The organism is Mesorhizobium sp. WSM4808 (assembly GCF_055811675.1).
The window spans coordinates 142,257-168,322 of sequence record NZ_JBVVQX010000013.1 but is presented as its reverse complement, the minus strand read 5'-3'; the positions used below and the strand labels follow the sequence as shown (position 1 = coordinate 168,322).

The 26,066-nt window shown below is 60.8% G+C and carries 23 protein-coding genes, 1 tRNA gene and 4 pseudogenes; 21 read left to right on the top strand and 7 right to left on the bottom strand.

Annotation, left to right across the window (positions count from 1 at the left end):
- The 11 genes and pseudogenes from AC0L2U_RS23285 to AC0L2U_RS23235 all read left to right on the top strand — a co-directional run.
- On the top strand, positions 1 to 1,040 hold a 1,040-nt coding region (locus AC0L2U_RS23285; protein WP_473602722.1), incomplete at its 5' end, for a Calx-beta domain-containing protein.
- Positions 1,000 to 1,797 carry an autotransporter outer membrane beta-barrel domain-containing protein gene (locus AC0L2U_RS23280; protein ID WP_473602721.1) on the top strand — a complete coding sequence of 266 codons (798 nt, stop codon included), beginning with the start codon at positions 1,000 to 1,002 and terminating at the stop codon, positions 1,795 to 1,797. The genes AC0L2U_RS23285 and AC0L2U_RS23280, both read left to right, overlap by 41 nt.
- A 784-nt stretch (positions 1,798 to 2,581) precedes the next feature.
- Positions 2,582 to 2,725: pseudogene (locus tag AC0L2U_RS23275) on the top strand (JAB domain-containing protein); the annotation flags it as partial.
- Between the two features lie 254 nt (positions 2,726 to 2,979).
- Positions 2,980 to 3,558, top strand: a pseudogene (locus AC0L2U_RS23270) (PfkB family carbohydrate kinase); the annotation flags it as partial.
- Between the two features lie 103 nt (positions 3,559 to 3,661).
- Positions 3,662 to 3,874, top strand: a pseudogene (locus AC0L2U_RS23265) (JAB domain-containing protein); the annotation flags it as partial.
- A gap of 154 nt (positions 3,875 to 4,028) precedes the next feature.
- Positions 4,029 to 4,913, top strand: a complete 885-nt coding sequence (locus tag AC0L2U_RS23260) for a cytochrome c oxidase subunit II (RefSeq protein ID WP_127321125.1) — start codon at positions 4,029 to 4,031, stop codon at positions 4,911 to 4,913.
- Positions 4,914 to 4,937: 24 nt separating this feature from the next.
- On the top strand, positions 4,938 to 6,707 hold the full coding sequence (gene ctaD / locus AC0L2U_RS23255) for a cytochrome c oxidase subunit I (RefSeq protein WP_473602720.1): 1,770 nt from the start codon (positions 4,938 to 4,940) through the stop codon (positions 6,705 to 6,707).
- The gene (locus AC0L2U_RS23250; RefSeq protein ID WP_127396523.1) at positions 6,704 to 7,408 is read left to right on the top strand and encodes a cytochrome c oxidase subunit 3; all 705 of its coding nucleotides are present in this window, start codon (positions 6,704 to 6,706) and stop codon (positions 7,406 to 7,408) included. Before ctaD ends, AC0L2U_RS23250 begins: the two co-directional genes overlap by 4 nt.
- Positions 7,409 to 7,420: 12 nt before the next feature.
- Positions 7,421 to 8,143, top strand: a complete 723-nt coding sequence (locus AC0L2U_RS23245; RefSeq protein ID WP_127379816.1) for a heme-copper oxidase subunit III family protein — start codon at positions 7,421 to 7,423, stop codon at positions 8,141 to 8,143.
- Positions 8,144 to 8,152: 9 nt separating this feature from the next.
- Entirely contained in the window at positions 8,153 to 8,554 is a 402-nt protein-coding gene (locus tag AC0L2U_RS23240; protein ID WP_127379815.1) for a cytochrome C oxidase subunit IV family protein, read from the top strand.
- A gap of 177 nt (positions 8,555 to 8,731) precedes the next feature.
- Positions 8,732 to 9,206: pseudogene (locus AC0L2U_RS23235) on the top strand (aminoacyl-tRNA deacylase).
- A 49-nt stretch (positions 9,207 to 9,255) separates the two neighbouring features.
- On the opposite strand, the gene AC0L2U_RS23230 reads toward AC0L2U_RS23235, so the two are convergent.
- The 5 genes from AC0L2U_RS23230 to tig form a co-directional block, all read right to left on the bottom strand.
- Positions 9,256 to 10,068, bottom strand: coding sequence for a DUF2189 domain-containing protein (locus tag AC0L2U_RS23230; RefSeq protein ID WP_127379813.1), 813 nt, complete (start codon positions 10,066 to 10,068; stop codon positions 9,256 to 9,258).
- Positions 10,069 to 10,405: 337 nt separating this feature from the next.
- Entirely contained in the window at positions 10,406 to 11,377 is a 972-nt protein-coding gene (gene cyoE / locus AC0L2U_RS23225) for a heme o synthase (protein ID WP_127396522.1), read from the bottom strand.
- Positions 11,378 to 11,514: 137 nt separating this feature from the next.
- The gene (locus tag AC0L2U_RS23220; protein ID WP_473602719.1) at positions 11,515 to 11,895 is read right to left on the bottom strand and encodes a c-type cytochrome; all 381 of its coding nucleotides are present in this window, start codon (positions 11,893 to 11,895) and stop codon (positions 11,515 to 11,517) included.
- A 192-nt stretch (positions 11,896 to 12,087) separates the two neighbouring features.
- Positions 12,088 to 12,612, bottom strand: a complete 525-nt coding sequence (locus AC0L2U_RS23215; protein WP_127379811.1) for a hypothetical protein — start codon at positions 12,610 to 12,612, stop codon at positions 12,088 to 12,090.
- A gap of 160 nt (positions 12,613 to 12,772) precedes the next feature.
- Positions 12,773 to 14,239 carry a trigger factor gene (gene tig, locus AC0L2U_RS23210; protein WP_473602718.1) on the bottom strand — a complete coding sequence of 489 codons (1,467 nt, stop codon included), beginning with the start codon at positions 14,237 to 14,239 and terminating at the stop codon, positions 12,773 to 12,775.
- Between the two features lie 375 nt (positions 14,240 to 14,614).
- On the opposite strand from tig, the gene AC0L2U_RS23205 reads away from it, so the two are divergent.
- Positions 14,615 to 14,699: transfer RNA gene (locus AC0L2U_RS23205), tRNA-Leu, on the top strand.
- 90 nt (positions 14,700 to 14,789) lie between these two features.
- Here AC0L2U_RS23205 and AC0L2U_RS23200 read toward each other — a convergent pair.
- Positions 14,790 to 15,368 (bottom strand): NUDIX domain-containing protein, encoded by a 579-nt coding sequence (locus tag AC0L2U_RS23200; RefSeq protein ID WP_127272271.1) that lies wholly within the window; start codon positions 15,366 to 15,368, stop codon positions 14,790 to 14,792.
- A 224-nt stretch (positions 15,369 to 15,592) separates the two neighbouring features.
- On the opposite strand from AC0L2U_RS23200, the gene AC0L2U_RS23195 reads away from it, so the two are divergent.
- The 3 genes from AC0L2U_RS23195 (at position 15,593) to AC0L2U_RS23185 (ending at position 17,492) form a co-directional block, all read left to right on the top strand.
- A complete protein-coding gene (locus AC0L2U_RS23195; RefSeq protein WP_292699984.1) occupies positions 15,593 to 16,696 on the top strand; it encodes an NADH:flavin oxidoreductase/NADH oxidase in 1,104 nt (367 codons plus the stop codon).
- A gap of 247 nt (positions 16,697 to 16,943) precedes the next feature.
- Complete coding sequence (locus AC0L2U_RS23190) at positions 16,944 to 17,222, top strand: DUF982 domain-containing protein (protein ID WP_127810584.1); 279 nt, start codon at positions 16,944 to 16,946, stop codon at positions 17,220 to 17,222.
- Between the two features lie 30 nt (positions 17,223 to 17,252).
- Positions 17,253 to 17,492 carry a DUF2188 domain-containing protein gene (locus tag AC0L2U_RS23185; RefSeq protein WP_095090749.1) on the top strand — a complete coding sequence of 80 codons (240 nt, stop codon included), beginning with the start codon at positions 17,253 to 17,255 and terminating at the stop codon, positions 17,490 to 17,492.
- Between the two features lie 152 nt (positions 17,493 to 17,644).
- Here the strand turns inward: AC0L2U_RS23185 and AC0L2U_RS23180 are convergent, their stop codons facing one another.
- Entirely contained in the window at positions 17,645 to 17,926 is a 282-nt protein-coding gene (locus AC0L2U_RS23180) for a hypothetical protein (protein ID WP_127810585.1), read from the bottom strand.
- 321 nt (positions 17,927 to 18,247) lie between these two features.
- Between AC0L2U_RS23180 and AC0L2U_RS23175 the strand changes: the two genes are divergently transcribed.
- The 6 genes from AC0L2U_RS23175 (at position 18,248) to AC0L2U_RS23150 (ending at position 26,063) form a co-directional block, all read left to right on the top strand.
- Positions 18,248 to 18,991, top strand: coding sequence for a competence/damage-inducible protein A (locus AC0L2U_RS23175; protein WP_473602717.1), 744 nt, complete (start codon positions 18,248 to 18,250; stop codon positions 18,989 to 18,991).
- Between the two features lie 79 nt (positions 18,992 to 19,070).
- A complete protein-coding gene (locus AC0L2U_RS23170; protein ID WP_127272270.1) occupies positions 19,071 to 19,904 on the top strand; it encodes a universal stress protein in 834 nt (277 codons plus the stop codon).
- A 132-nt stretch (positions 19,905 to 20,036) separates the two neighbouring features.
- The gene (gene gpt, locus AC0L2U_RS23165) at positions 20,037 to 20,537 is read left to right on the top strand and encodes a xanthine phosphoribosyltransferase (protein WP_057145797.1); all 501 of its coding nucleotides are present in this window, start codon (positions 20,037 to 20,039) and stop codon (positions 20,535 to 20,537) included.
- A gap of 212 nt (positions 20,538 to 20,749) precedes the next feature.
- A complete protein-coding gene (locus AC0L2U_RS23160; RefSeq protein WP_473602716.1) occupies positions 20,750 to 21,238 on the top strand; it encodes an NUDIX hydrolase in 489 nt (162 codons plus the stop codon).
- A gap of 132 nt (positions 21,239 to 21,370) precedes the next feature.
- Positions 21,371 to 21,682, top strand: coding sequence for a PilZ domain-containing protein (locus tag AC0L2U_RS23155; protein WP_127810588.1), 312 nt, complete (start codon positions 21,371 to 21,373; stop codon positions 21,680 to 21,682).
- A 598-nt stretch (positions 21,683 to 22,280) separates the two neighbouring features.
- Entirely contained in the window at positions 22,281 to 26,063 is a 3,783-nt protein-coding gene (locus tag AC0L2U_RS23150) for a vitamin B12-dependent ribonucleotide reductase (RefSeq protein ID WP_128364211.1), read from the top strand.
- Positions 26,064 to 26,066 lie beyond the last annotated feature (3 nt).

The following is a 26,066-nucleotide window of genomic DNA, read 5'->3' as shown; positions in this document are numbered from 1 at the left end:
CGATTTCCGAGCCGGATGAGACGTTTACGCTCAACCTGAGCAACCCGGTCAATGTCACCATCGCCGATGGTCAGGGGGTTGGCACGATCCTCAACGACGATGCCGCTCCGCCAACGATCTCGGTCGGCGACGTTGCCATTGTCGAGGGCGATGCGGGGACCACGTCAGCCCAGTTTGCGGTGACACTGAGCAGCGCGAGCGCTAACTCTATCAGCGTGCAGGTGGGGACGGCCGACGGTACAGCGACTGCAGGTTCCGATTATGTGGCTCAGTCTGTGGGCCTTACGTTTCTGCCTGGTGCCACGACGGCGACAATCAATGTCCCGGTAAATGGCGACACGATTTCCGAGCCGGATGAGACGTTTACGCTCAACCTGAGCAACCCGGTCAATGTCACCATCGCCGATGGTCAGGGGCTTGGCACGATCCTCAACGACGATGCCGCTCTGCCAACGGCACCGAACTTGACGGCCACTGTTTTGGCAGGTGCGACTGTCACTGTGCCATTGACTCCCGGCGCGACCGGGGGGCCGTTCTCGGCGGCAACTATCGTGTCCAGTCTTCCCGTGGAGGGCGGTGTCTCAACCATCGTTGGCGCGCCCAATTACGCTCTGCAGTTTGACGCAACACCTGTGTTCGAAGGGGTCGTAGTCGTTAACTACACGCTAACGGGGCCGGGTGGCGTATCCGACCCCGCAACCGTGACGATTACCGTGCAGGCGCGGCCCGATCCATCGACCGATCCAGATGTGCGCGGATTGTTAACGGCGCAGGCGCAGGCTGCGCAGCAGTTCGCCCAGAGCCAGATGGACAACATCAACCGGCGCATGGCGGCTCTGCACGACGAGAGCTGCCGCCAGTTTCTTGCCAACACTGTTCAGCTTTCCGGTCCTGACGCTGATGGCGGCACCGAGAGACTGTCAACGCCGCAACTCAACGAACTTTGTGATGACGGCGCGCAGAAGCTCGGCCTGTCGATGTGGACGAGTGGCTCGGTCGATGTTGGCAGTACTGACCGTGCAGGCGAAGGCTGGGCGTGACTCGATCGCTTACAATCTCACGGCAGGTGTCGACTACCGTTTCAGCCAGCGTTTCGTTGGCGGCATTTCTTTGGGCTACAGTACCGACAGCAGTGACATAGGTACAAACGGCACGACTAGCGACGGCGAAGCGATAAGCGCGGCTATCTACGGAAGTTTTATGGCAACACCGAGTTTCTTTGTCGATGCGTTGATCGGCTATGGCTCATTCGACTTCAACTCAAGGCGTTTTGATACGAGCTCAGGTGCGTTTGGGAGCGGCGACCGAGATGGTGACCAGTTTTACGCATCGCTTACCGCGGGGTATGACACGCAGCTGAGAGCGTGGAAGCTGACGCCGTTTGCTAGGTTGTCGGGCTCGTCGTCGATCTTGAACGGCTTTTCGGAAACAGGGGCCGGCGAATACTCGCTTGCGTATGGCAGGCAGCAGGTTGACAGCTTTGGTGGCTCGCTGGGCTTTGCGGCGTCTACCGATTTAGCACTTGAAGTCGGCACACTGACCCCGCGTCTAAGGCTTGAATATATGCACGAGTTAGAGGGCGACAGCTCCGTTGATATCCGTTACGCAGATCTTCCGGAAGGCTTGATTTATAATGTTCAAACACAAGCTTTTGCGCAGAACCAGGTCACGCTAGGGTTGGGTGCAGATCTTCACTTGAATAACGGCATGCGGTTGGGGCTGGACTACACCGGCAACTTCGGCTTCGAGGACAGCCGTAGGCACGGCGTGAGAGCCAGTGTCGGCGGGCAGTTCTAGCCGATAGTGTATTGAGGTTTGCGCGGACTTTCACAGGCTACACTTGCGCGGCCGAGTAGAATCTAATTGTCCCACGAGTTTCTACTACCACCCTGATAGTCGTTGCTTCTTAGACCGTGGCAATTAACACTATTGCCGCCCGGCTCACGCCGATCCAACGTGCGTGGATCGGGCGCCTTTTGCGCGCATCGCCGGACTGCTGCCGCATCGCGACCTCGGATTTTAGAGAGACCTCATTGCAAAGGCCGCCTCTGGGAGATCGAGCCTCAGTTCGGAATGACCGGAAAGAGGGCGCAAAGCAGTCATCGCCTGAGACGGTCGGAGCATTTTGTCGGGCCATCGGTCGCTGCCAACTCTACGCTGGGGTGCTCCCGGCGGCTCGGCAGTAACCAGCGTGGTGGCGCGCCGACAGTATCCGCCGTGTTCGCTCCGCCTTCGGAGGGCCCTGCTGGTTGATCCTGCCCGGAGCATCAGACTAAATGATCGCACTTCCCTCCGGCCTTTTTCTAGCCGGCAGCCGCGATGTTCTACCTTGGTCAGAACCCGCTTTCAGTCTTGCGCGAAGTCGCGGCGCTATCTCGACCGGGACATTGGTCAACTGGCGAGCAATGCGCGTCGAGCCAGCGTTCGTGAAGATTGGAAAGTCCATCGTCTATCCCGTGGCCGACCTAAACCAATGGGCAAATCAGCAAACCGTTAAGTGTCGCGCGACAAATCGACTCAACGGGAAGGAACATGAGCAATCGTGAACCTCGCGAATAGAGTTCCCTACGCATCCCAGAAGGGCGACCCCACACCCTCACGAGCCGATATCGAAATGACGAAGGAGATCATCAAGGCGGGCAAGCGGCTGGGCATCGCGGTGCATGACCACATCATCGTCGGGCTGAAGGGATATGCCAGCATGAAGGGCCTGTTGCTGATCTGACGGGCCGGGGGCATGCCAAGACCGTCCGATCAAGCCCGGGCGATCGAATGAAGTGCAGGAAATTCGCTTGCACAATCTTTTACCAAAAAATTTGAAAATTGTTCAATCTTGGAAAGAGGGCCCAAGGTCCGCTCTATCTCTGGATTAAACTTCCAATCGAGAGGAGTGCTCTCTTGATTTTTAGAAGACAATTCCGTTGAGGCATCGCATTTTCGCTGCTACCGTTTTGAAACGCTTCAATTGGAACTCCGCCATTGCAACGCAAGCGCCCGACCATAGCGGATGTCGCACGAACCGCCGGTGTCTCCATCGGCACGGTGTCGAACTTCATCAATGGAACGGCAAGCCTGAAGGAAGGCACGCGCGACCGCATCGAGAAGGCGGTTGCCGCGCTGATGTATCGGCCGAGCTCCTTTGCGCGCTCACTGCCGGGCCGCGCACCACGCAGGCCAAAGAACCTAGATCACCTGCCAAGACTTCTGGTCGCAGGTAGGGTGAGTGTCGACTTCCTGTGCCGCGTCGACGTGCTGCCGCATCGCGACGACCGGATCACCGCCAGCCACATCGACAAGGCGCTGGGTGGCCCCGCGGCCAATCTCGCGGTTGCCGCCGCCGGCATCGGAGCACCCTACGCGCTGGACGTTGAACTGGCGACAGCAGTTGGCCAGGATCCAGAGAGCGATTGGGCGCTCGGCGCGCTTTCGAAACTGGGTGTCCACGCCTTGCCGATCCGCAACACGCCCAACAACCGCCTCTCCCAGGCGATCGTGATCATCGAGCGCAATGGCAGCCGGACGATCATCAGCGAACCGTTCGAGCTTGGCGAGGTCGACCTGACAGCCAATCTGGATATCCAGCCCGAGCAACGTCCGGCCTGCCTTCATATCGAAGGCTTCCACTACGAGACGATGACCGCGTCCATCGCTCGCTTTCATCAGGCGGGCTGGAAGGCGCGCCCTCGAACTCTCGGCCACCGCCATCATCCTGGTCCACAATCACCCGTCAGGCGACCCCACACCCTCACGAGCCGATATAGAAATGACGAAGGAGATCATCGAGGCGGGCAAGCGGCTGGGTATTGGCGTGCACGACCATGTCATCATCGGGCGCAAGGGCTATTCGAGCATGAAGGGCCTGCTGCTGATCTAGGAACGGCCCTTCTCGAAGGTCGCTGTAGCAAAAAGGCGGTATTTTTCCCGTCAAGATAGTCGGCTCTGGAATTTCGATCGCAAAAAGAGCTATGATGAACTTGGCATTCGCCGGGACAGCTTCGATCGCCCTTTGAATGCCGGGAGGACGGGACATGGCCGTAGCGCTTGTACTCGTTTTGATCGTTGTGGGCTCGGTGCTGTTTCACCTGCTGAGTCCATGGTGGTGGACGCCTATTGCCTCGAACTGGGGCTATATCGACAACACCATCAGCATCACCTTCTGGATCACCGGTGTCGTCTTCGCCGCCGTGGTTCTGTTCATGGCCTATTGCGTCTTCCGCTTCCGTCATCGGGAAGGGAATCGGGCTGCCTACGAACCGGAAAACAAGCGCCTCGAATCGTGGCTGACGATCGTCACCGCGGTCGGGGTTACGGCGTTGCTGGTTCCCGGCCTGTTCGTCTGGAGCCAGTTCGTCAACGTTCCCAGCGACGCAACCGTGGTCGAAGTCGTCGGCCAGCAGTGGCAGTGGAGTTTTCGTCTGCCTGGCAAGGACGGCAAGCTTGGCAGATCCGACACCCGCGAGGTCACCGCGGACAATCCGCTGGGCGTGATCGCCGGCGATCCCAACGGTCAGGACGATGTCGTGGTCGAAGCGGCTGATTTGCATTTGCCGGTCGGCAAGCCGGTCAAGATGCTGCTCCGCTCGATCGACGTGCTGCATGATTTCTACGTGCCGGAGTTCCGCGCCAAGATGGACATGATCCCGGGCTCGGTCACCTATTTCTGGTTCACGCCGACCAAGACAGGAACCTTCCAGGTGCTGTGCGCCGAGCTTTGCGGCCAAGGCCACCCTCTGATGAATGGCATCGTCATAGTCGACACCGAGCAGGACTATGTGGCCTGGCTCGACCAGCAGCAGACATTCGCGCAATTGTCGGCGCCCCAGCAGACGGGCTCGGCGCAACAGGCGCCGGGCAAGGCAACGGCATCAGCTTTAAAAGTTGCGGCAAAACTCGAAACTGTCGGGTCCCGCTGAAAAGGGCACGGAGGAACTCCTCCTATGGTCGATATCACGCCTGCAGATGCGGTCCCGGCCGCCGAAGTCCCGGAAATGGAACTCTACCATCCGCACAGCTGGTGGACGAAGTATATCTTCTCGCAGGACGCCAAGGTCATCGCCATCCAGTATTCGGCGACGGCGACGGCAATCGGCATGGTGGCGCTGGTGCTGTCCTGGCTGATGCGGCTGCAGCTCGGTTTCCCCGGCACGTTCGACTTCATCACCCCGGAAGCCTATTACCAGTTCATCACCATGCACGGGATGATCATGGTGGTCTACCTGCTCACGGCGCTCTTCCTGGGCGGCTTCGGCAACTACCTGATCCCGCTGATGGTCGGAGCTCGCGACATGGTTTTCCCCTATGTCAACATGCTGAGCTACTGGATCTATCTGCTTGCCGTGGTGGTTCTGGTGTCGAGCTTCTTTGCGCCCGGCGGACCGACGGGTGCCGGCTGGACGCTTTATCCGCCGCAAGCCATCATGACCGGTACGCCAGGCGGCCAGGACTGGGGTATCATCCTGATGCTTGTCTCACTGATCCTGTTCATCATCGGCTTCACCATGGGCGGCCTGAACTATGTCGTGACGGTGCTGCAGGCCCGCACGCGGGGCATGACGCTGATGCGCCTGCCATTGACGGTCTGGGGCATCTTCACCGCCACCGTCATGGCGCTGCTCGCCTTCCCGGCGCTGTTCGTCGCCTGCGTGATGATGTTGTTTGACCGTGCGCTCGGCACCTCCTTCTTCATGCCGGCGATCGTCGAGATGGGCGAACAACTGCAGCATGGCGGCGGCAACCCGATCCTGTTCCAGCATCTGTTCTGGTTCTTCGGTCACCCCGAGGTCTACATCGTGGCACTGCCGGCCTTCGGCATCGTCTCCGACCTGATCAGCACCCATGCGCGCAAGAACATCTTCGGCTACCGGATGATGGTCTGGGCGATCGTCGGCATCGGCGCGCTGAGCTTCGTCGTCTGGGCTCACCACATGTATGTCAGCGGCATGCACCCCTATTTCGGCTTCTTCTTCGCCACCACGACATTGATCATCGCCGTGCCGACCGCCATCAAGGTCTACAATTGGGTGCTGACGCTGTGGCGCGGCGACATCCATCTCACCATACCGATGCTCTTTGCCCTGGCCTTCATCGTCACCTTCGTGAACGGCGGCTTGACCGGCCTGTTTCTTGGCAACGTCGTCGTCGACGTTCCATTGTCGGACACGATGTTCGTGGTTGCGCATTTCCATATGGTCATGGGCGTCGCTCCAATCCTCGTGATTTTCGGCGCAATCTACCACTGGTACCCCAAGGTAACCGGTCGGATGCTGAATGAGACGCTCGGCCAGTTCCACTTCTGGGTCACGTTCCTCGGCGCCTATCTGATCTTCTTCCCCATGCACTATCTTGGCCTAGTGGGCCTGCCACGGCGCTATGCCGAACTGACCGACATGACGATCATGACGGAATCGGCCCACCACCTGAACTCCTTCATCAGCATCATGGCGTTCATCGTCGGCTTTGCCCAGATCGTGTTCCTGTTCAACCTGATCTGGAGCATCCGTCACGGCCGTGAGGCCGGCGGCAATCCCTGGCGCGCCACGACGCTCGAATGGCAGACGTCCGAAACCCCGCCGGCCCACGGCAATTTCGGCAAGGATCTGCCGATCGTCTATCGCTGGGCCTATGACTACAGCGTGCCGGGCGCCAAGGAGGATTTCATTCCGCAGAACGTGCCAGGCTCCTTCGGCACCTACAAGGAGCCGGCATGAGCGTCATCCTGGTCTTCCTGCTGGTGGTCGTCGCCTTTGTCGGATGGTGGCTTTCCCATCAGCGGCTGATGTCGAAGCCATGGCTCGAGCAAGGCATGGCCGAGGATTTTGTCGCCCTCGACCGCTCGGCGCTGCCGACGGCTAAGATCGGCCTCGGTGTCTTCCTCGCCGTTGTAGGCTGCCTGTTCGCGCTGTTCACCAGCGCCTACTTCATGCGCATGGCGCTGTCGGACTGGCAGCCGCTGCCGCTGCCGCGCCTGCTCTGGCTCAACACCGGCGTGCTGGTGCTCAGCAGCGTCGCGCTGCAATGCGCCTCGGCCGCCGCGCGCAAGCGGCAGAGCGATATGGTCAGACTCGGCCTCGCCACAGCCGGGCTCACGGCGCTTGCCTTCCTGGTCGGGCAGTTGGTGGCATGGCGGCAGTTGGCCGAAGACGGCTATCTGCTGAGCTCCAATCCGGCCAACAGCTTCTTCTACCTAATCACCGGCATGCATGGCCTGCACATACTCGGCGGGCTGGTCGGTCTCGGCAGAACGACTGCCGGCGCCTGGAATGGAGCGCGGCCGGAACGGCTTCGCCTCGGCGTCGAGCTGTGCGCCATGTACTGGCATTTCCTGCTTTTCGTCTGGCTCGCCATATTCGCCCTGCTTGCCGGCTGGGGCGCTACGTTCATAGACATTTGCCGACAATTGCTGACCTAAGGGATCAAGCGGATGTCCGAGACGACAATGACGCATATCAGCCAAACGACGCCCCGGCCAGCGGGTTGGCAAGGCATTGCCGCCGACTGGTCCTCGGATCAGCGGGCGTTCAAGAACGTGTCCTGGGGGAAGGCCATGATGTGGATCTTCCTGCTCAGCGACACCTTCATCTTCGGCTGTTTCCTGCTCTCCTACATGACCGCGCGTATTTCGACGCGCGTGCCGTGGCCCAACCCGAGCGAGGTCTTTGCGCTGCACATAGGCGGCTCGAATGTTCCGCTAATCCTGATCGCCATCATGACCTTCGTGCTGATCTCGAGCAGCGGCACGATGGCCATGGCGGTCAATTTCGGCTATCGCCGCGACCGCCGGAAGACGGCAATTCTGATGCTTCTGACCGCGGCACTCGGCGCGACCTTTGTCGGCATGCAAGCCTTCGAATGGACCAAGCTGATCACTGAGGGGGTGCGGCCCTGGGGCAACCCCTGGGGCGCCGCACAATTCGGTTCGTCTTTCTTCATGATCACCGGTTTCCACGGCACCCATGTGACGATCGGGGTAATCTTCCTGCTCATCGTGGCGCGCAAGGTCTGGCGCGGAGACTACGACACCGGACGGCGCGGCTTCTTCACCAGCCGCAGGGGTCACTACGAGAGCGTCGAGATCATGGGGCTCTACTGGCACTTCGTCGACCTGGTCTGGGTGTTCATTTTCGCTTTCTTCTATCTTTGGTGAGAGGCAGATATGGCTGAAGCAACCGCAAACGGCCTCGGACAACACGGACTTGGCGCTGGTCACGCCCATGAAGCTCGGACGGCTGCCCCCCATGCCGAGGTCCATCAGGAACACCCGATCAAACTCTATCTGGTGGTCTGGGCATGGCTGTTCATCCTAAGCGCCTGTTCCTACATGGTCGATTATTTCGGCCTCCACGGCTATCTCAGATGGTCGCTGATCCTGATCTTCATGATGCTCAAGGCGGGCCTGATCGTCGCCTTCTTCATGCACATGGCTTGGGAGCGGCTGGCGCTGACCTATGCGATCATCCTGCCGCCGATACTGGTGCTTGTGTTCGTGGCAATGATGGTCTTCGAAGCGGATTACACGCTTTTCACCCGGTTGGTGTTTTTCGGAGACGGGCCCTGAATCAAGAGCTGGGTGAGATCCATCTGCCCCGACTTCAGTTGTGCGACGATGCTGCTTGCCGTTCGGTTGCCTTGAAACAACGGGCGGCTGGTCCATTTTCCAGATATCGGAAGCGACATCGGCAGAATGACTTCTCTCGTTCTACGCGCGTCGCGAAGTCTGGCAAGGGAGGCCAAGATGACGATCGCAAACAGATTAAGGGATTTCATCGACGGCAAGGGAATTTCCTACGACACCGTCGCCCATCATCGCACTTCAACAAGCCGGCAGTCGGCAATAGCCGCGCATGTGCCCGGCAGCATCCTGGCGAAATCCGTGGTCGTTCACCACGAGCTTGGCTATACGCTGGCCGTGGTTCCGAGCACCCACAGGATCGAACTTGGCAGGTTGCAAGATGTCATGGACAAGCGTCTCGGACTCGCCTCCGAAGACGAGGTGGTTTCGCTCTTCGATGATTGCGACACCGGCGCCATTCCGCCGATCGGCGCTGCCTATGATGTACGCGGTGATTGTCAAAGAAAGCCTCGCCGATGCCGCCGACGTCTACTTCGAAGGCGGCGACCATAGAACGCTGGTGCATGTCAGTGGCGCGGATTTCCGTAACCTGATCATGTGCGCACACCAGGCTCGCTTCAGTCACCCGGCTTACTGACAGTTTCGATCAGAACCGCCCCCTCGCCTGTGCGGCGAGGAGACTTTGCTCAAACCGCCGGCCTTGCGGGCGGCTCCACGACCTTGCGGTAGACATGCCAGGTGGCGTGACCGAGGATCGGCAACACGACAGCCAGCCCGACGAACACCGGCAGCGAGCCGATAATCAGGGCGACGGCGACGATCAGGCCCCACACGGCCATGGTGATCGGGTTCGCCAGCACCACACGCACCGAGGTGTGGATGGCTTCGTAGGCGCCGACGTCCCGGTCGAGCAACAACGGGAAGGCGACGACCGTTGTGCACAACACCACCACAGCGAAGACCAAGCCTATGGCGTGCCCCAGGATAATCAGCGTCCAGCCACGTCCGGTGGCAAATATTTCATTGATGAAGCCGGATATCGATTCAGGCGGAGCCGGGCCGAAAAGGTATTGGTAGAACATCTGCGCGGTCAAAAGCCAGGTGATGAAGATTGCAAACAGCATGATGCCGACCGCGGCAATGGCCGGCAGCGCCGGAGAATTCCTGACCTCGAAAGCATGCCTCCAGGAGGAGTCCACGCCGGCTTCCCGTCTGCGGCTGATTTCATAGAGGCCTATCGCCGCGAATGGGCCAATCAAGGCGAAACCGGAGACCAGCGGAAACAGCAACGGCAACGCATTGGCGCCCGAAGTCCAGGCGGCGAGCACGACACCCACGAGCGGATAGATCAGACAGAGAAAAACGATATGTGACGGTTTGACCATGAAATCGTCGACGCCCCGCCTGAGCGCGTCGAAAAGGTCGGAAACACCGATTTTTCGAATTTTGGTATGTTCCAGCGTCTCGCTGGCGCCTGCTATCACATGAAAGCTAGCCATGACCATTCCTCCAGACCAGGTCCGGTAAGGTCGCGGCTTCGCGGTGCTGCCGTTTGCGTGGCCACGCAAAACCGCGACCTGCACCGCAATCAACATACTCTCTTGCCAGAGACTTGTCGCCCTTTGTCAGAAGGGTCCCGGCGGTTCGGCTAGCTCTGGTGGTCTTTTTTCGATATTCTCGGGTTCAAAGGTGAAGGTCATGGATGGAAGGACGCTTCTCATACTCGGCCTCGGCGTGGTCGCCCTGCTTATTCTGGGATTCTGTGCGATTCCTTCGTGATGTTCGAGCCGATTCTGGTCCGCAACGCCTTCAATTCGGCAGTACAGACTGGCTGCCTCATCCGACCAGTATTCCGTTAACAGCGGTCTTGCCGTCAACTCCAGTTGACGTGGACGCTCGCATCGCGATCGTATCGGCAAGCAGTATGGCAAAGATCGCGAAAAGATAGAAAATCGAGAAGGCAAACAGCGCCTTTGCAGGCTTCATCTCCTCTTCGGGAGCGATCAGGACCTTCCAGGCGTGCCAGATGAAACCCGCGCCCAATGCAGTCGAAACAATTCCATAGAACCCACTCGCGAATCCGAACGCCCAGGGCAGCACGCCGATTGGCGCCAGGAGCAGCGAATAGGCGAATATCTGTTTTCTGGTCGAGGCCAAGCCAACCACGTTCGGCATCATCGGGATACCCGCAGCGGCGTAGTCGCCGACCTTGAACAGCGCGAGTGCCCAGAAATGCGGCGGCGTCCACAGAAAGATGATCAGAAACAGGATGAAGCTTTCAACGCCGATCGCGCCAGTGGCGGCCGCCCAGCCGATGACAGGAGGAAGGGCACCCGCCGCGCCGCCGATGACGATGTTCTGCGGCGTCGAGCGCTTCAGCCACATCGTATAGATGACAATGTAGAAGAAGATGGTGAAGGCCAGCAGCGATGCGGCAAGCCAGCCCACCAGCACGCCGAGCGTGATGACCGAAAGTGCGGAAAGCACCAGGCCGAAGCCGAGGGCTTCACCCGGCGTGACGCGGCCTGACGGAACCGGCCGCTTTGATGTGCGCGACATCAGCGCGTCGATGTCGGCGTCGTACCACATGTTGAGAGCCCCGGCCGCTCCTGCTCCGATCGCAATCGCACCGATTGCAATCACGGCGATGACCGGATTCATCGCACCGGGCGCCGCCATCAGGCCAACGAACGCAGTGAATACAGCAAGCGCCATGACCCGCGGCTTTAAAAGCGCGAAGAAATCACCCGCAGTCGCTTCCGAGAGGCGGATGTCGGTATCCTTGAGGCGGTTTTCCCTAGTCGACATCTCTGATGGAAGCACCTGGGCCATGATCCGAACTAAAGGCGCGAGCGAAAACTGAAAACCGGTCTTTGCTTACGCTGCCCTGGTTCGGATAAGATCACAGTAAAACAAGAGGTTAAACGCAGGACGGAGGTGTCAGGTCACTTGAAGAACGTTTTCAGATAGGCAATGACGTTGGCCACGTCCGCATCGTTCTTGAGGCCGGCAAACGCCATCTTGGACCCTTTTACCATGGCCTTGGGATCGTGAAGATAGGTCGTCAGTGTTGATTCATCCCATTTGAGGCCGGATTTGCCGGCCGCAATCATGGCATCGGAATATTTGAAATCTGGATGCGTCCCCGCGGTGCGGCCGATGACGCCGTGCAGCGATGGACCGATCTTGTTCTTGTCCTCCTCCACGATGTGGCAGGCCTTGCATTTGGCGAAGACCTTCTCGCCAGCAGCAGCATCCTGAGCCTGCGATGGACCGGCGACGAAGGTTGCAACAGAGATGACGGCGAAAAACGCGACTAAGCGCATGACTTTCCTCCCTGATCGTCAAATGTGCCCGAGACGATCCGCGCGTGCCGATCACACCAGCAATAGGCCTTGCACGGCGGAACAGATTATCCGCTTCTCCCCCCAAATGGAATTACGGCACCTATATACCACAGAGTCTGGCCGGCGGGTAGAAGAGGTCGACCGTACAAGGTTTAGGTGGCCTACAGTGGCTCAAGGTACATCCGTGTTGCAGCTGCCGGCTACCTGATTGACCGCTTCTCCGAACCCGGCGAGGTCGAAATCGGCCTCGCCGCGCCCCGCCAGCAGCCCGAACCGCCACGAAAGCTGGAGTCGGTTCGCGGCGACAAGGCGCCTGATGCCATCGGCGCCATCGCGCACCAGCATCCGGCCGCGCGGCCCGACCGCCCAGCTTTCATCGAACTTGCTCTCCTGATCGACCGTGATCGACATGGTGATCTTGCGGCTGGCCGAAACAGCGTCGTTCAATTGCAGCCATTCAGTCCAATGCGGCTCGCCGTTTGCCCGGCAGGCAATCGTCAGGATCGGGCTGTAGCTCAAGGCACCGCCGCCGGTGATCAGCTTGTTGGTGGCATAGAGCGAGGCCGTGACGAGGCCGTCTTCACTCGTGCCGAAGCGCCAGTTGTCAGGCACCGTGCCGGCCTGGGCGATGCCGCAGACCGAGACAAGGACCAGCGCGATTGCCGAAGCGTGTCCCAATTCGACGAACAGTCTCAACACGCCCTCCAACAACCAAGCGGCTTGCAATAGAAGCGCAGATAATGATCAAAGCTTGGTCGCCACAGGCCGCCGCTCGCGAAGCATGGCGGCTGTTGCAGTTTGGCAACGAAAAAGGCCGCCTCGAGGGCGGCCTTCCTGTTTCAGCGGAGCGCTGGTGTTATTCGGCGGCCTTCTTCTTCGGCGCGGCCTTCTTCTTGGGCTCTTCCGCGTCGTCGGCCTTCTTGGCGTCGGCCTTCTTGGCGGCGGCTTTCTTCGCCGGCTTCGCCTTGACGGCGGTCTCGTCCTCTTCGTCGTCGGCCATCAGCTCTTCCTTGCTGACCTTGACGTCGGTGACCGAAATCTGACCGAGCAGATGGTCGACCACCTTCTCCTCGAACATCGGCGCCCGCAGCGTGTTCAACGCTTCCGGGTTGTTGCGGTAGAACTCGAAGACTTCCTGCTGCTGGTTGCCCGGATAGCGGCGCACCTGCTCGAACAGGCCGCGCTGCAGCTCTTCGTCCGATACGGTCACGCCGGCCTTCTCGCCGATTTCAGCCAGCACCAGGCCGAGACGCACGCGGCGCTCGGCAAGCCGCAGATACTCGGCACGCGCCTCTTCTTCCGTCGTCTCTTCGTCGGCGAAGGTGCGTCCGGCTGCTTCCAGGTCACGATTGACCTGCGCCCAGATGTTGTTGAACTCGGCGTCGACGAGCTTCGACGGCGCCTCGAACGAATAAGCCGCGTCGAGCTGGTCGAGCAGCTGGCGCTTGACCTTCTGGCGCGTCATGGCGCCGAACTGGTTCTCGATCTGGCCGCGTACGACGTCGCGCAAGCGCTCCAGCGACTCCAGGCCGAGGTTCTTGGCGGTCTCGTCGTTGATTTCCAGCGCGCCGGGCTGGGACACTTCCTTGACGGTGACGTCGAAGGTCGCTTCCTTGCCGGCAAGATGCGCGGCCTGGTAGTTCTCCGGGAAAGTCACGGTGACCTGCTTTTCGTCACCGGCCTTGGCGCCGACCAGCTGATCCTCGAAGCCGGGGATGAATTCCTTCGAACCCAACACCAGCGGCTGATCGGTGCCCGCGCCGCCATTGAAGGCTTCGCCGTCGATCTTGCCGACATAGTCGATGGTGACGCGGTCGCCATCGGCGGCCTTGCCGGTCTTCGGCTCGTAGCTGCGCGCCGATTCGGCAACACGCTGGACCTGCTCGTCGATCTCGGCATCAGGCACGTCGAACACCTGGCGTGTCACCTTGATGTCGGCAAAGTCCTTGATCTCGATCGCCGGGATGATCTCGTAGTTGAGGCGGAATTCGAAGTCGGCGCCGCCGGCCAGGATCTTCTCGGCTTCCTTCTCGTCCTCGGTCATGATGACTTCGGGCTGCATGGCAGCCTTTTCACCACGCCCGGTAATGATCGAACGGGTCGAATCGTTGAGGATTTCGTTGACCACTTCGGCCATGAACGACTTGCCGTAAACCTTGCGCAGGTGCTGCACCGGCACCTTGCCCGGGCGGAAGCCGTTGATGCGGACCTTGTTGCGGGCATCCGAAAGCCGCGCCATCAGCTTGGCTTCCATGTCACCGGCCGGCACGGTGATCTTGATCTCTCGCTTGAGACCGGAGTTGAGCGTTTCGGTGACCTGCATCGTAAAACCTTTGTTTTCACCAATGAGACTGCCACGGCCTCTGCCGTTCACAGCCTGCCGGTATATTCTTGCCGGGAATGGCTTTTGGTACGGAACCTGGCGATTTGACCGAAAACCCGGCTCAAACTCTCCCAAACTGCGTTCCAAAATGTGAATAAGTTCTTGTTTTTCCTACTTCTTATCACATTCTGCAGAAGCGGATCGTCGCGTCCCGTCACATTTGACACGCCTTTTGTCACAGGCGAGGCCAATTTTCAACAGTCTTCGCATCCCGGCGAATAACCAGCATTTGGACCTGACCACATCTTGTCCCTGACCTCTACATCTTGTCTCCGACATTGACAGAATGATGGCCACATGGGATTGCCGGTCCATGCGGATGTGGCGGAACTGGTAGACGCCCTGGATTTAGGTTCCAGTGCCGAAAGGCGTGGGGGTTCGAGTCCCTTCATCCGCACCACCCTTCGCTCTTCGAGCTTCGGGTGGCGGGCCACCCGAATAGATGAAGGAGTGTCCTCCCGAAGCCTTGGCTAAGGAGGACCGGCGCCGTTCAGGCGGCGATCGGGTTGAGCTTCAGATGCTGGATCAGGATAATGGTCTTGGCGTCGATGATCCGGCCATCGGCGATGCCGGCCAGCGCCTCGTCGAGCGGCATTTCCAAAACCTCGATGTCCTCGCCCTCTTCTTGCGCGCCGCCGCCGGCTGAGATGCGGTCGGCGGGTGAATAGCGGGCGATGAAGAACCAGAGACGTTCGGTGACGCTGCCGGGGCTCATATAGGGCGAAAACAGCCGCTCGACGTTCTGCAGCCGGTAGCCGAGTTCTTCCTCCGCCTCCTTGCGGATGCAGGTTTCGGGATCGTTTTCGTCCAACAGGCCGGCACAGGCCTCGATCAGCGGCTCGCGGTGGCCGGTGACGTAGGCGGGATAGCGGAACTGGCGCACCAGAAGCACGGTCGAGCGCGAGGGATCGTAAGGCAGGATCACCGCGCCGTCACCGCGATCATAGGTCTGGCGAATTTGCGTCTCCCACTGCCCGTCGCGCCGGCGGTAGTCGAGGACGGTCTTCTTCAGGACGGCCCAGTCGTCGGAGAGGATTTCCTCCGAACGGACGCGAATACGATCTTCCATCGTGGTCTCCATGCAAAAGCGCGTCGCGCTTTATGCTCCTGTTTTATGCATGTCGCTCTCCCAAACCGGGCCACTTTTGGGCGCCATGCATTGCCGAGGCGTATCCGCGAACCGGCATTTCGGCAATCCCGTCAGTGATTGGTCCAGAACCCCTTTCACCGCCTCGTGTCTGGCGCAGGCGCCATCCGTCGCCTAAATAGCTGCGAACCCTCCCGGAGTTTCTCATGACAGCGTCGCTTTTCCAGTCGATCACCCTCGACGGCCTCACCTTCCCCAACCGCATCGCCGTCGCGCCGATGTGCCAGTATTCCGCCGACGACGGCTCGGCCAGTGACTGGCATCTCCATCACTGGATGAACCTCGCAATGTCCGGCGCCGGCATGGTCACAGTCGAGATGACCGATGTCGAGCGGCGCGGGCGTATCACCCATGGCTGCCTCGGCCTTTATTCCGAAGACAATGAGGCCGCCGCCCGCCGCGCACTGGATGCCGCACGACGCGTCGCCGCACCCGGCACGAAATTCGGCTCCCAACTCGCCCATGCCGGCCGCAAGGCTTCGAACCGCAAGCCGTGGGAAGGCGGCGGGCCACTGCAGCCAAATGAGGATCCCTGGCAGACCGTCTCCGCCTCGGCCATCCCCTACGACACCGGTTGGAACGTGCCGCACGCACTGGAGGACGAGGAGATCCTGCAACTGATCGAGCGCTTCGCCGAAGCCGCAAGACGGGCCGAACGCGCCGGCTTCGATTTCATCGAACTGCATGCCGCGCATGGCTATCTGATCTTCCAGTTCCTGTCGCCCTTGTCCAACCAGCGCACGGACCGCTGGGGCGGCTCGCTGGAAAACCGCATGCGTCTTGTCGTCGAGATCGCCAAGGCGGTGCGCAAGGCTACGCCAAAGCTGATGCTCGGCGCGCGGCTGTCGGTGATGGATTGGGTCGATGGCGGCTTCGACGTAGCGGACGCGATCGAAGTGGCCAAGGCGCTCAAGGACGAGGGCGTTGCCTATCTCTGCTGCTCGAGCGGCGGCAATTCGCCGTTGCAGAAATTGCCCACCGGCCCTGGCTATCAGGTGCATCTGGCGGAAGCGGTGCGCAAGGGTGCTGATATTCCGACCCGCGCCGTCGGCCTGATCGACGACCCCAGGCAGGCCGAAGCGATCCTCACCGAGGGCCGCGCCGACATGGTGGCGCTGGCGCGAGCCTTCCTGGCTGATCCGCGCTGGGGATGGCGTGCGGCGGCGACATTCAGCGAAACGATCCACCCGGCGCCGCAGCTTGCCCGTTCGGTGACCACGATGCAGCATTGGATGAAGGCGGTGGGCTGAACGGTCCGCGCTCCCGACACGCGCGCCCCTCCTGTCTCCAGACAGCTTGACGGTGCTTCGCTGCTATTCCGTCCGCAAGCGGTTGGCGTGGAGTGGGCGTGGCTGGGCTTGGGAGGAAACCTGTTCAGGGCATTCTTGCCGGTTGCAGCGCTGACCGCAGGTTAGAGCCTTCAAACAGCCTCTGAGACGTTTGGGCGCAGGCTGGCGGCCATGGTTGCAACCAAATTGGCTGCTTTGCGTTGCGGCCATGATGGACAACAAACCTTTTGAAGTGCCGGTCGTCCTCGAACTTGGCCACGTCGGCAAATATCGCCACATCCGCAGCGCCCAGGAGGCAGCGGAGTGCCTGATGACGGTGTGGCCGCTCAATCGCGGCCCGCGCCATCGTGATGCCCTCGACACTTGCCTCAAAGTGCTGGAAGGTTATCGTTCGACAGCAGATGCGCGCCGGGCGCTGATTGAAGCCGCCAAGGAATCGGAAGTGCTGGTGCCCGACGACAGACTGCCCGACGACCGGCTGCATTGAGCAGACGGACCTTTCAACCGGAGGTTTTCTATGGCGAAGCTGACTTACAAGATCGTCGAACATGACGGCGGCTGGGCCTACAAGGTCGGAGCGACCTTTTCCGAGACGTTTCCCACGCATCAGGACGCATTGCGTGCGGCCGAAATCGCCTCGGCCGAGCAGCAGGTCGCCGGAGCGACCGACGGCATCCAGTATGAGGACGCCGAAGGCAAATGGCACGACGAACTGGCCGACGGCCGCGACCGGCCGCAGACAGAAGTCTCAGAGTAATTTATGCGGCTGATGTCGAGCGGCCAGGCAGGACGCCAGCCGCAGCCGTCCAAAGAGAGGACGGGCTAGCGGCCAGCCACGGCCTTTCGGACTAGCTCTTGAAGATGGCCTTCCAGAAAATCGGTATCCGCTTTTCGGAAATCGCGTTCTGGCTATTTGCCGCAATACTGATCGTTGACGTTTTGCCCAGCGTTAGCGTCCGGGCCTGGCGTGTTGTGGGCACATGGGCCTATTGCGCCGGTGTTGCCTTGGGTGTTCAACCCGGAGCCGTCACGGATGCTTCCCGTGGTATAGGGGTCGACAGTTGTCTGGTCGTTGTTGCCGAACAGCCACCAATCACGATTGTTGGAATACCTGTCGTCCAGTGACTGCGCCATCGCCGATGTTGCGAGACCGATCGTCAGAACAGATGCTGCGAGAATTTTTGTAACCATTGAATCACTCCGTATCTTAGCCGCTTTGGTGCGACACTCATAAAACCCGGTAGTCAGCCGAATGGTTCCTTGAAATTGTCGTGAGGCTCAGGTGAGGCCCTGACCAGCAAAGCCCGGCCGGCGATGCGCTCGATGAACGCGGCGGTTCGCTCCGGGACGACGAATTGCTGCATGTGCCCTATTCCCTCGAACGGTTCGAACCTAGATCCTTGACGTCATCGGCTCGCCTTGGCGGCGCGAAGATGACATTGCGGCCACCGTCGCGCCGCGCTATCTCAGACCACTCGCCTTCCCAGGCCACACGCCTTGCCGGAGCCTTCCATGCCTGAAATCGTGACCGCTGCCATGCTCGTCATTGGCGATGAGATTCTGTCCGGCCGAACCAAGGACAAGAACATCGGCCATCTCGCCGACATCATGACGGCGATCGGCATCGACCTGAAGGAAGTGCGTGTCGTCCCTGACGAGGAAGACGAGATCATCGCCGCGGTGAATGCCGTGCGCAGCCGTTACACCTATGTGTTCACCACCGGCGGCATCGGTCCGACGCATGACGACATCACGGCCGATTCCATATCCAAGGCTTTTGGCGTGCCTTGCGAATACGATGTCCGGGCCTATGAGATGCTGGAAGCAAGCTATGCCGCGCGTGGCATCGAATATACGCAGGCCCGCAAGCGCATGGCGCGGATGCCGCGCGGCGCCGATCTCATTGACAATCCGGTGTCGGTCGCACCTGGCTTCCGCATCGGCAACGTCCACGTCATGGCCGGCGTGCCATCGATTTTCCAGGCCATGCTCGACAATGTCGTGCCGACGCTGAAGGCCGGCACGAAGATGCTTTCGGCGACCGTGCCCTGCCCGTTCGGCGAAGGCCTCATCGGCGGGCCGTTGGGTGATATCCAGAAAGCGCATCCCGATACGATCATCGGCTCCTACCCGAAATATGGCGACGGCAAGTTCTGGACCGAACTGGTCGTGCGTGCCCGCAACCAGGAGGCGCTGGACGCCGCCCGCGCCGACGTCGAGGCGATGGTCGCCGGCTTCGCCAGCAATCCCGGCTGATCTGGTCCAGACCGGAACAAAGCACGACGCTGCAACGTTCCCGGCACGAGTTCACCAGCTCGTAAATCGAGGGATTGTCATGCGATTCAAAACCATCGTCGCCATTCTGCAGAACGAGCAGGACGCCGAGCGCGTGCTCGACTGCGCCATTCCGCTCGCCACCCGGTTCCAGAGCCATCTGGTCGGCATCCATGCCGAAACACTTCCCGTGCCGTACACCTCGGCCACAGGCTTTCCGGACACCGAATTCCTGCAGGTTTCGGCAGATATGAACCGGGAACGGGCCGAGAAATTAAAGGCGCTGTTTCTCAGACATATCGAGGATTCCGGTCTTTCCTTCGAGTGGCGAAGCCTGGAGAGCTTTTCGGGTGACAGCGCGCTGACCGGGATTTCGAGCGTGCGGGCCGCCGACCTGATCATAGCGGCGCAGCGCGAAACGGGCGGCGATTCCAGCGCGGACGTGGACACGCTGGTCTACGATGCCGGCCGGCCGGTGCTGGTGGTGCCGCACGAGGGTCCGCTGATCACCACCTTCAAACGCGTCTTGCTCGCCTGGAACGGCAGCAAGGAAGCGGCGCGGGCCGCCTTCGACGCGCTGCCCTTCATCATCGAAGCCGAGAAGACTGACATATTGGTTATCGACCCTCCTGAAACGCTCGACGACAGCCCGGAGGCCGCCGGCGCCGAAATCGCGTCGGCGCTGTCGCGCCACGGCGCCACCGTCAGCGTCTCGGTGCAGCAGTCGGGCGGCAATTCGGTCGATGACATCATCCAGACCAGAATTGCGGAAACCGGCGCCGATCTGCTGGTGCTCGGCGCCTACAGCCACTCATGGCTGCGTCAGCTTCTGTTCGGCGGCGTGACGCGCAGCGTGCTGCGCACTGCGCCGGTGGCGGCCTTCCTGTCGCGGTAGGTCCACAGCGATCGCTGGCCCTTGCCTTTGCCAAGGCCCTTGCTCTTGCCAAGATGGGGGCTTTCCAGCTAATTCCGCGCGCATTCCCCTGTTTTCCTGCGCGCGATCCCCGCGTGCTGTGGAGTGCGCGACATGTCCCTTCCCGAAAAAGCCTTTCCGGTCTCCTGGGACCAATTCCATCGCGACGCCCGGGCGCTCGCCTGGCGGCTTGCCGGCGCCAACAAGGGACAATGGAAAGCGATCGTCTGCATCACGCGAGGCGGGCTGGTCCCCGCGGCGATCATCTCGCGTGAACTCGGCATCCGCGTCATCGAGACGGTTTGCGTCGCCTCCTATCACGACTATACCAGCCAGGGGCAGTTGCAGGTCCTCAAGGAGATCACCCCTGCCCTGCTCGCCGAAGACGGCGCCGGCGTGCTGATCATCGACGACCTGACCGACACCGGCAAGACGGCCGGCATCGTGCGCGCGATGATGCCCAAGGCGCATTTCGCCACCGTCTATGCCAAGCCGAAAGGCCGGCCGCTGGTCGATACTTTCGTCACCGAAGTCAGCCAGGACACCTGGATCTATTTCCCGTGGGACATGGGCTTCACCTACCAGAAGCCGATCGCCGACGACCACGCCGGCTGATTCGCAACTACCTGCCTGTTACAGACCAGCAGCTTGCACCCGCGCATGATTGCTTTCGCAAACAGGTCCGGCAGGGCCGGATATTTAGCGAAATCGACGTCTATTGGCGGAAATCGGCCAGGCGAATGAAATTTTTTACTTTTATTGCCGACAATTAGCCGTAAGATTCGTGAGACGGCAAACGATTCCGGAGGCTGGGGCTAGCTTCTTCGATGTTGACGAGGCCAACGACACACAATCATCTGGCCGAAAGGGTCCGACGGCTCTTCGGCACGGCGCCGTGCCGTCTGCAGGTTGCCGCCCTGCCCTGGCGCGACACGGGCGACGGCGTCGAAATCATGCTGATCACCAGCCGCGATACTGGCCGCTGGGTTTTGCCCAAGGGCTGGCCAGAGGCCAGGGAGCCGCTCTGCGAGGCCGCGGCGCGCGAAGCCGGCGAGGAGGCCGGGCTGCGCGGCCGTGTCTCTCATCTTGAAGCCGGCCGTTACTTCTACGCCAAGGTCCTGGCTTCCGGCGAAGAAGTGCCGTGCGAGGTCCTGGTGTTTCCACTGCATGTCGAAAAAGTCGCGGACCGCTGGAAGGAAAAACACTCACGCACCCGCAAATGGGTCCGTGCGAGCGAAGCGGTGCGCATGGTCAATGAACCCGACCTTTGCCAGATCATCGCCTATTTCTGCGCCGACCCGCACAGCTTCTCCTGACGGGCGGCCACACCGCTCTCTTTGCAAAACGGGACTGGCTTGCAAAGGCTAGACACGCGTTGCCGCGCTTCGACATGAATGCTTTGCTAAGGAATCAAGGGTAGGATTCGGCAGCTCTGGTATTTTTGATCGATGGCGAATCCCGCAAATCCAATTCCAAACGAGTCCGACGACCCACAGCGCGAGCATCGTCCGCGCGTGCTCAAGGGCGGGTCGATCATCACCGGAATTTCGAATTCGGAAGTCGGCTGCACGCTTCGCAATCAACACGAAGGCGGCGCCGAACTGAAGGTACCGCTGGAAGCCCGGGTCCCAGATCGATTCCTTCTCTATGTGCCGCTCGACGGCATTGCCTATCGGTGCGAGGTCCGCTGGCGTCGCAACGACCGTATCGGGGTGCAGTTCACCGGCACCGAGCCAAAGCCCCGGCTGCATTACGGCTGACGCCCGGGCAAGCTTGCGCGCGGAAAATCGTGATCCGCGCCTGCATTCTATCCCCGTTATCCACATATGTGACACACAAGATGTTGGGGTCACAAAAGCTACGCAAACGAATCCTTGACGGCGCAAAACGAGTCGCCTTTTATAGGCCATGCGCTCCTGTTGAGAGTGCGACCGGAAAGTTCTGAGCCCGGTCTTTTTTCCCGGATTATGTGCGTTTTTGCTCGCATTTCCGCCTGTTTACGAGGCCGGCGGAAGCGTTGGGATTGTGGGGCGGTTGGGGACGATAGGGACAATTGTCGGGCTTGAATAAATTGTCTGTTAATACTATATTTAGTGTTTGCAGGTAGGTTCGACGCTAGATAGTGTGAATTTCCCTCGATCGAGGGAATCGGAAAAAATCAGTTTTGAGGGGCCCGTGGGTTCGTCGGCGCGTTGGACAGGTACTTCGCAAGAGTTTGACCAGCAGGGCCGGCGGAGACCGCGAAATGGAGAGCCGGCCGTTTTCGAACGCCCGGCAGACGGCGGACATGCGCGTTTCGCATCGGGGGCAGAAATCCCTAGGGAAAAGCGCTATATATAGACAAAAGGGACCGGACCAATGCGCATCGAGCGTCGTTTCACCAAGCCAGGACAATCTGCCTATGCGGAAATCGAATTCCGCAAGGCGCTTTCGGAGATCAAGAATCCGGATGGTTCGGTGGTGTTCCGCTTGGACAATATCGACGTGCCGGCGCAGTTCTCCCAAGTTGCAGCCGATATCCTTGCGCAGAAATATTTCCGCAAGGCCGGTGTGCCGGCGCGCCTGAAGAAGATCGAAGAGAACGACGTCCCCTCCTTCCTGTGGCGCTCCGTAGCCGATGAGGCGGAACTGGCGAAGCTGCCGGAAGCCGAGCGCTACGGTTCCGAGATCGACGCCCGCCAGGTCTTCGACCGGCTTGCCGGCACCTGGACTTACTGGGGCTGGAAAGGCGGCTACTTCAAGGGGTCGGAGGAAGACGCGCGCGCTTTCCGCGACGAGCTTGCCTACATGCTGGCCACCCAGCGCGTCGCGCCGAACTCGCCGCAATGGTTCAACACCGGCCTGCACTGGGCCTATGGCATCGACGGCCCGAGCCAGGGCCACTTCTATGTCGACCCGTTCACCGGCAAGCTGACCAAGTCGAAATCCTCCTACGAGCATCCGCAGCCGCATGCCTGCTTCATCCAGGGCGTGCAGGACGATCTCGTCAACGAGGGCGGCATCATGGACCTGTGGGTGCGTGAAGCGCGCCTGTTCAAATACGGCTCCGGCACCGGCTCCAACTTCTCGCTGCTGCGCGGCGAAGGCGAAAAACTGTCCGGCGGCGGCCGCTCGTCGGGCCTGATGAGCTTCCTCAAGATCGGCGACCGCGCGGCGGGCGCCATCAAGTCGGGCGGCACGACGCGACGCGCCGCGAAGATGGTCATCGTCGACGCCGACCACCCCGATATCGAGGAATTCATCGACTGGAAGGTCAATGAAGAGCAGAAGGTCGCCTCGCTGGTGACTGGCTCGAAGATAGTCAAGAAGCATCTCGAAGCGATCATGAAGGCCTGCGTCAACTGCGAAGGCAATGGCGACGACTGCTTCGACCCGGCCATCAACACCGCGCTGAAGCGCGAGATCAAGGCGGCCAAGAAGTCCGCCGTGCCGGAGAACTACATCTACCGCGTCATCCAGTTCGCCAAGCAAGGCTATAGCTCGATGTCGTTCAAAACCTACGACACCGATTGGGATTCGGATGCCTACCTCACGGTTTCGGGCCAGAACTCCAACAATTCGGTGTCGCTGAAGGACAATTTCCTACGCGCCGTCGAGGACGATGCCGACTGGCACCTGACCGCCCGCAAGGACGGCAAGGTGCTGAAGACGCTGAAGGCCAGGGATCTCTGGGAAAAGATCGGTTACGCCGCCTGGGCGTCGGCCGATCCGGGCCTGCATTTCAACACGACGATGAACGACTGGCACACCTGCGCTTCGGCCGGTGCGATCCGGGCGTCCAACCCGTGCTCGGAATACATGTTCCTCGACGACACGGCCTGCAATCTCGCCTCGATCAATCTGCTGCCCTACCGCAACGCCGACGGCACGATCGACATCGCAGCCTACGAGCACACGGTGCGGCTGTGGACCATCGTGCTCGAAATCTCGGTGATGATGGCGCAGTTCCCGTCGAAGGAGATCGCCAAGCAGTCCTACGAATACCGCACGCTCGGCCTCGGCTATGCCAATATCGGCGGCCTGCTGATGACATCGGGCATTCCCTACGACTCCGATGAAGGCCGCGCCATCTGCGCCGCACTCACCGCGATCATGACCGGCATGGCCTATGCCACCTCGGCCGAGATGGCCGGCGAACTCGGCGCCTTCGCCGACTACGACCGCAATGCGCAGAACATGCTGCGCGTCATGCGCAACCATCGCCGTGCCGCCTATGGCGAGAAGCAGGGCTACGAGAAGCTCGCCGTCAACCCGGTGCCGCTGGTCGCTTCCGACCTGAAGCAGCAGGACCTTGCGACGCACGCCAAGGCCGCCTGGGACCGCGCCATCGAACTCGGCGAGGAGCATGGCTACCGCAATGCGCAGGCGACCGTCATCGCGCCGACCGGCACGATCGGCCTGGTCATGGATTGCGACACCACCGGCATCGAGCCCGACTTCGCCCTGGTGAAGTTCAAGAAACTCGCCGGCGGCGGCTATTTCAAGATCATCAACCGCGCCGTGCCGGAAGCGCTGCGCACGCTCGGCTATTCCGAAGCCCAGATCGCCGAGATGGAGGCCTATGCGGTCGGCCACGGCAACCTCAACCAGGCGCCGGCCATCAACCCCGGCGCGCTCAAGGCCAAGGGTTTCACCGACGAGAAGATCGCGGCGCTCAACGCAGCCTTGAAGTCGGCCTTCGACATCAAGTTCGTCTTCAACCAGTGGACGCTCGGCGCCGACTGGGTGAAGGAGACGTTCGGCTTCACCGACGAACAGCTCAACGATTTCTCGTTCGAGATCCTGCCGGCGCTCGGCTTCTCCCGGAAAGACATCGAGGCCGCCAACATCCATGTCTGCGGTGCGATGACGCTGGAAGGCGCGCCGTTCCTCAAGGCCGAACACCTCGCCGTGTTCGACTGCGCCAGCCCGTGCGGCAAGATCGGCAAGCGCTCGCTGTCGATCAACAGCCACATCCAGATGATGGCGGCAGCGCAGCCCTTCATCTCCGGCGCGATCTCCAAAACCATCAACATGCCCAACGATGCGACGGTGGAAGACGCCAAGGGCGCCTACATGCTGTCGTGGAAGCTGGCGCTGAAGGCCAACGCGCTCTACCGCGACGGCTCGAAGCTGTCGCAGCCGCTCAACTCCTCACTGCTCGCCGATGGCGAGGACGACGAGGATGAAGCCGTCGAGCAGTTGCTCGCCGCACCTGCGGCGGCACGTGCCGCACAGATCACCGAGCGGATCGTCGAACGCATCATCGAGCGCGTGTCGCGCGAGCAGGAAAAGCTGCCCGGCCGCCGCAAGGGTTACACGCAGAAGGCCAAGATCGGTGGCAACACCATCTTCCTGCGCACCGGCGAATATGACGATGGCCGTCTCGGCGAGATCTTCATCGACATGAACAAGGAAGGCGCGACCTTGCGTGGCCTTCTCAACAACTTCGCCATCGCCATTTCGCTCGGCCTGCAATATGGCGTACCGCTCGACGAATATGTGCACGCCTTCACCTTCACCAAGTTCGAGCCGGCCGGCATGGTGCAGGGCAACGATGCCATCAAGAGCGCGACGTCGATCCTCGACTATGTGTTCCGCGAGCTGGCGATTTCCTATCTCGGCCGCAACGATCTCGCTCATGTCGACCAGTCGGACTTTTCCAACACCGCACTTGGCCGTGGCATCAGCGAAGGCAAGACCGATGCGGTCTCCAAGGGCCTGACCCGTGGCGCCTCGCCGGTGAAGCTGGTGTCGCGCGTCAGCGGCAACGATCCGAAGGGCTTTGCAGCCCCCTCGGGCGCCCCTGCCCGCTCAGTGCCGACCGCCTTCTCCGGCTCCAACGTGCTGGCGCTGAAGCCGGCCAGCGACGAAACGGTCGCCTACAAGCGCGACTATGAGGAGCGGGCGAAGGAACTGGCCGAGGACATCGCCTTCGAGGAAGCAGCGGGCGTTGCTTCCGACGCCACGGCGGGATTATTCACCGACGCGGCGGCCGTTGAGGCGGCCGAAGCCAAGAAACTCGCCAACGACCGCCGCGCCAGGTCCCTGCTCCAGGGCTACACCGGCAATTCCTGCTCCGAGTGCCAGAATTTCACCATGGTGAGGAACGGGACCTGCGAGAAGTGCGATACGTGCGGCTCGACGAGCGGGTGTAGCTGAGGT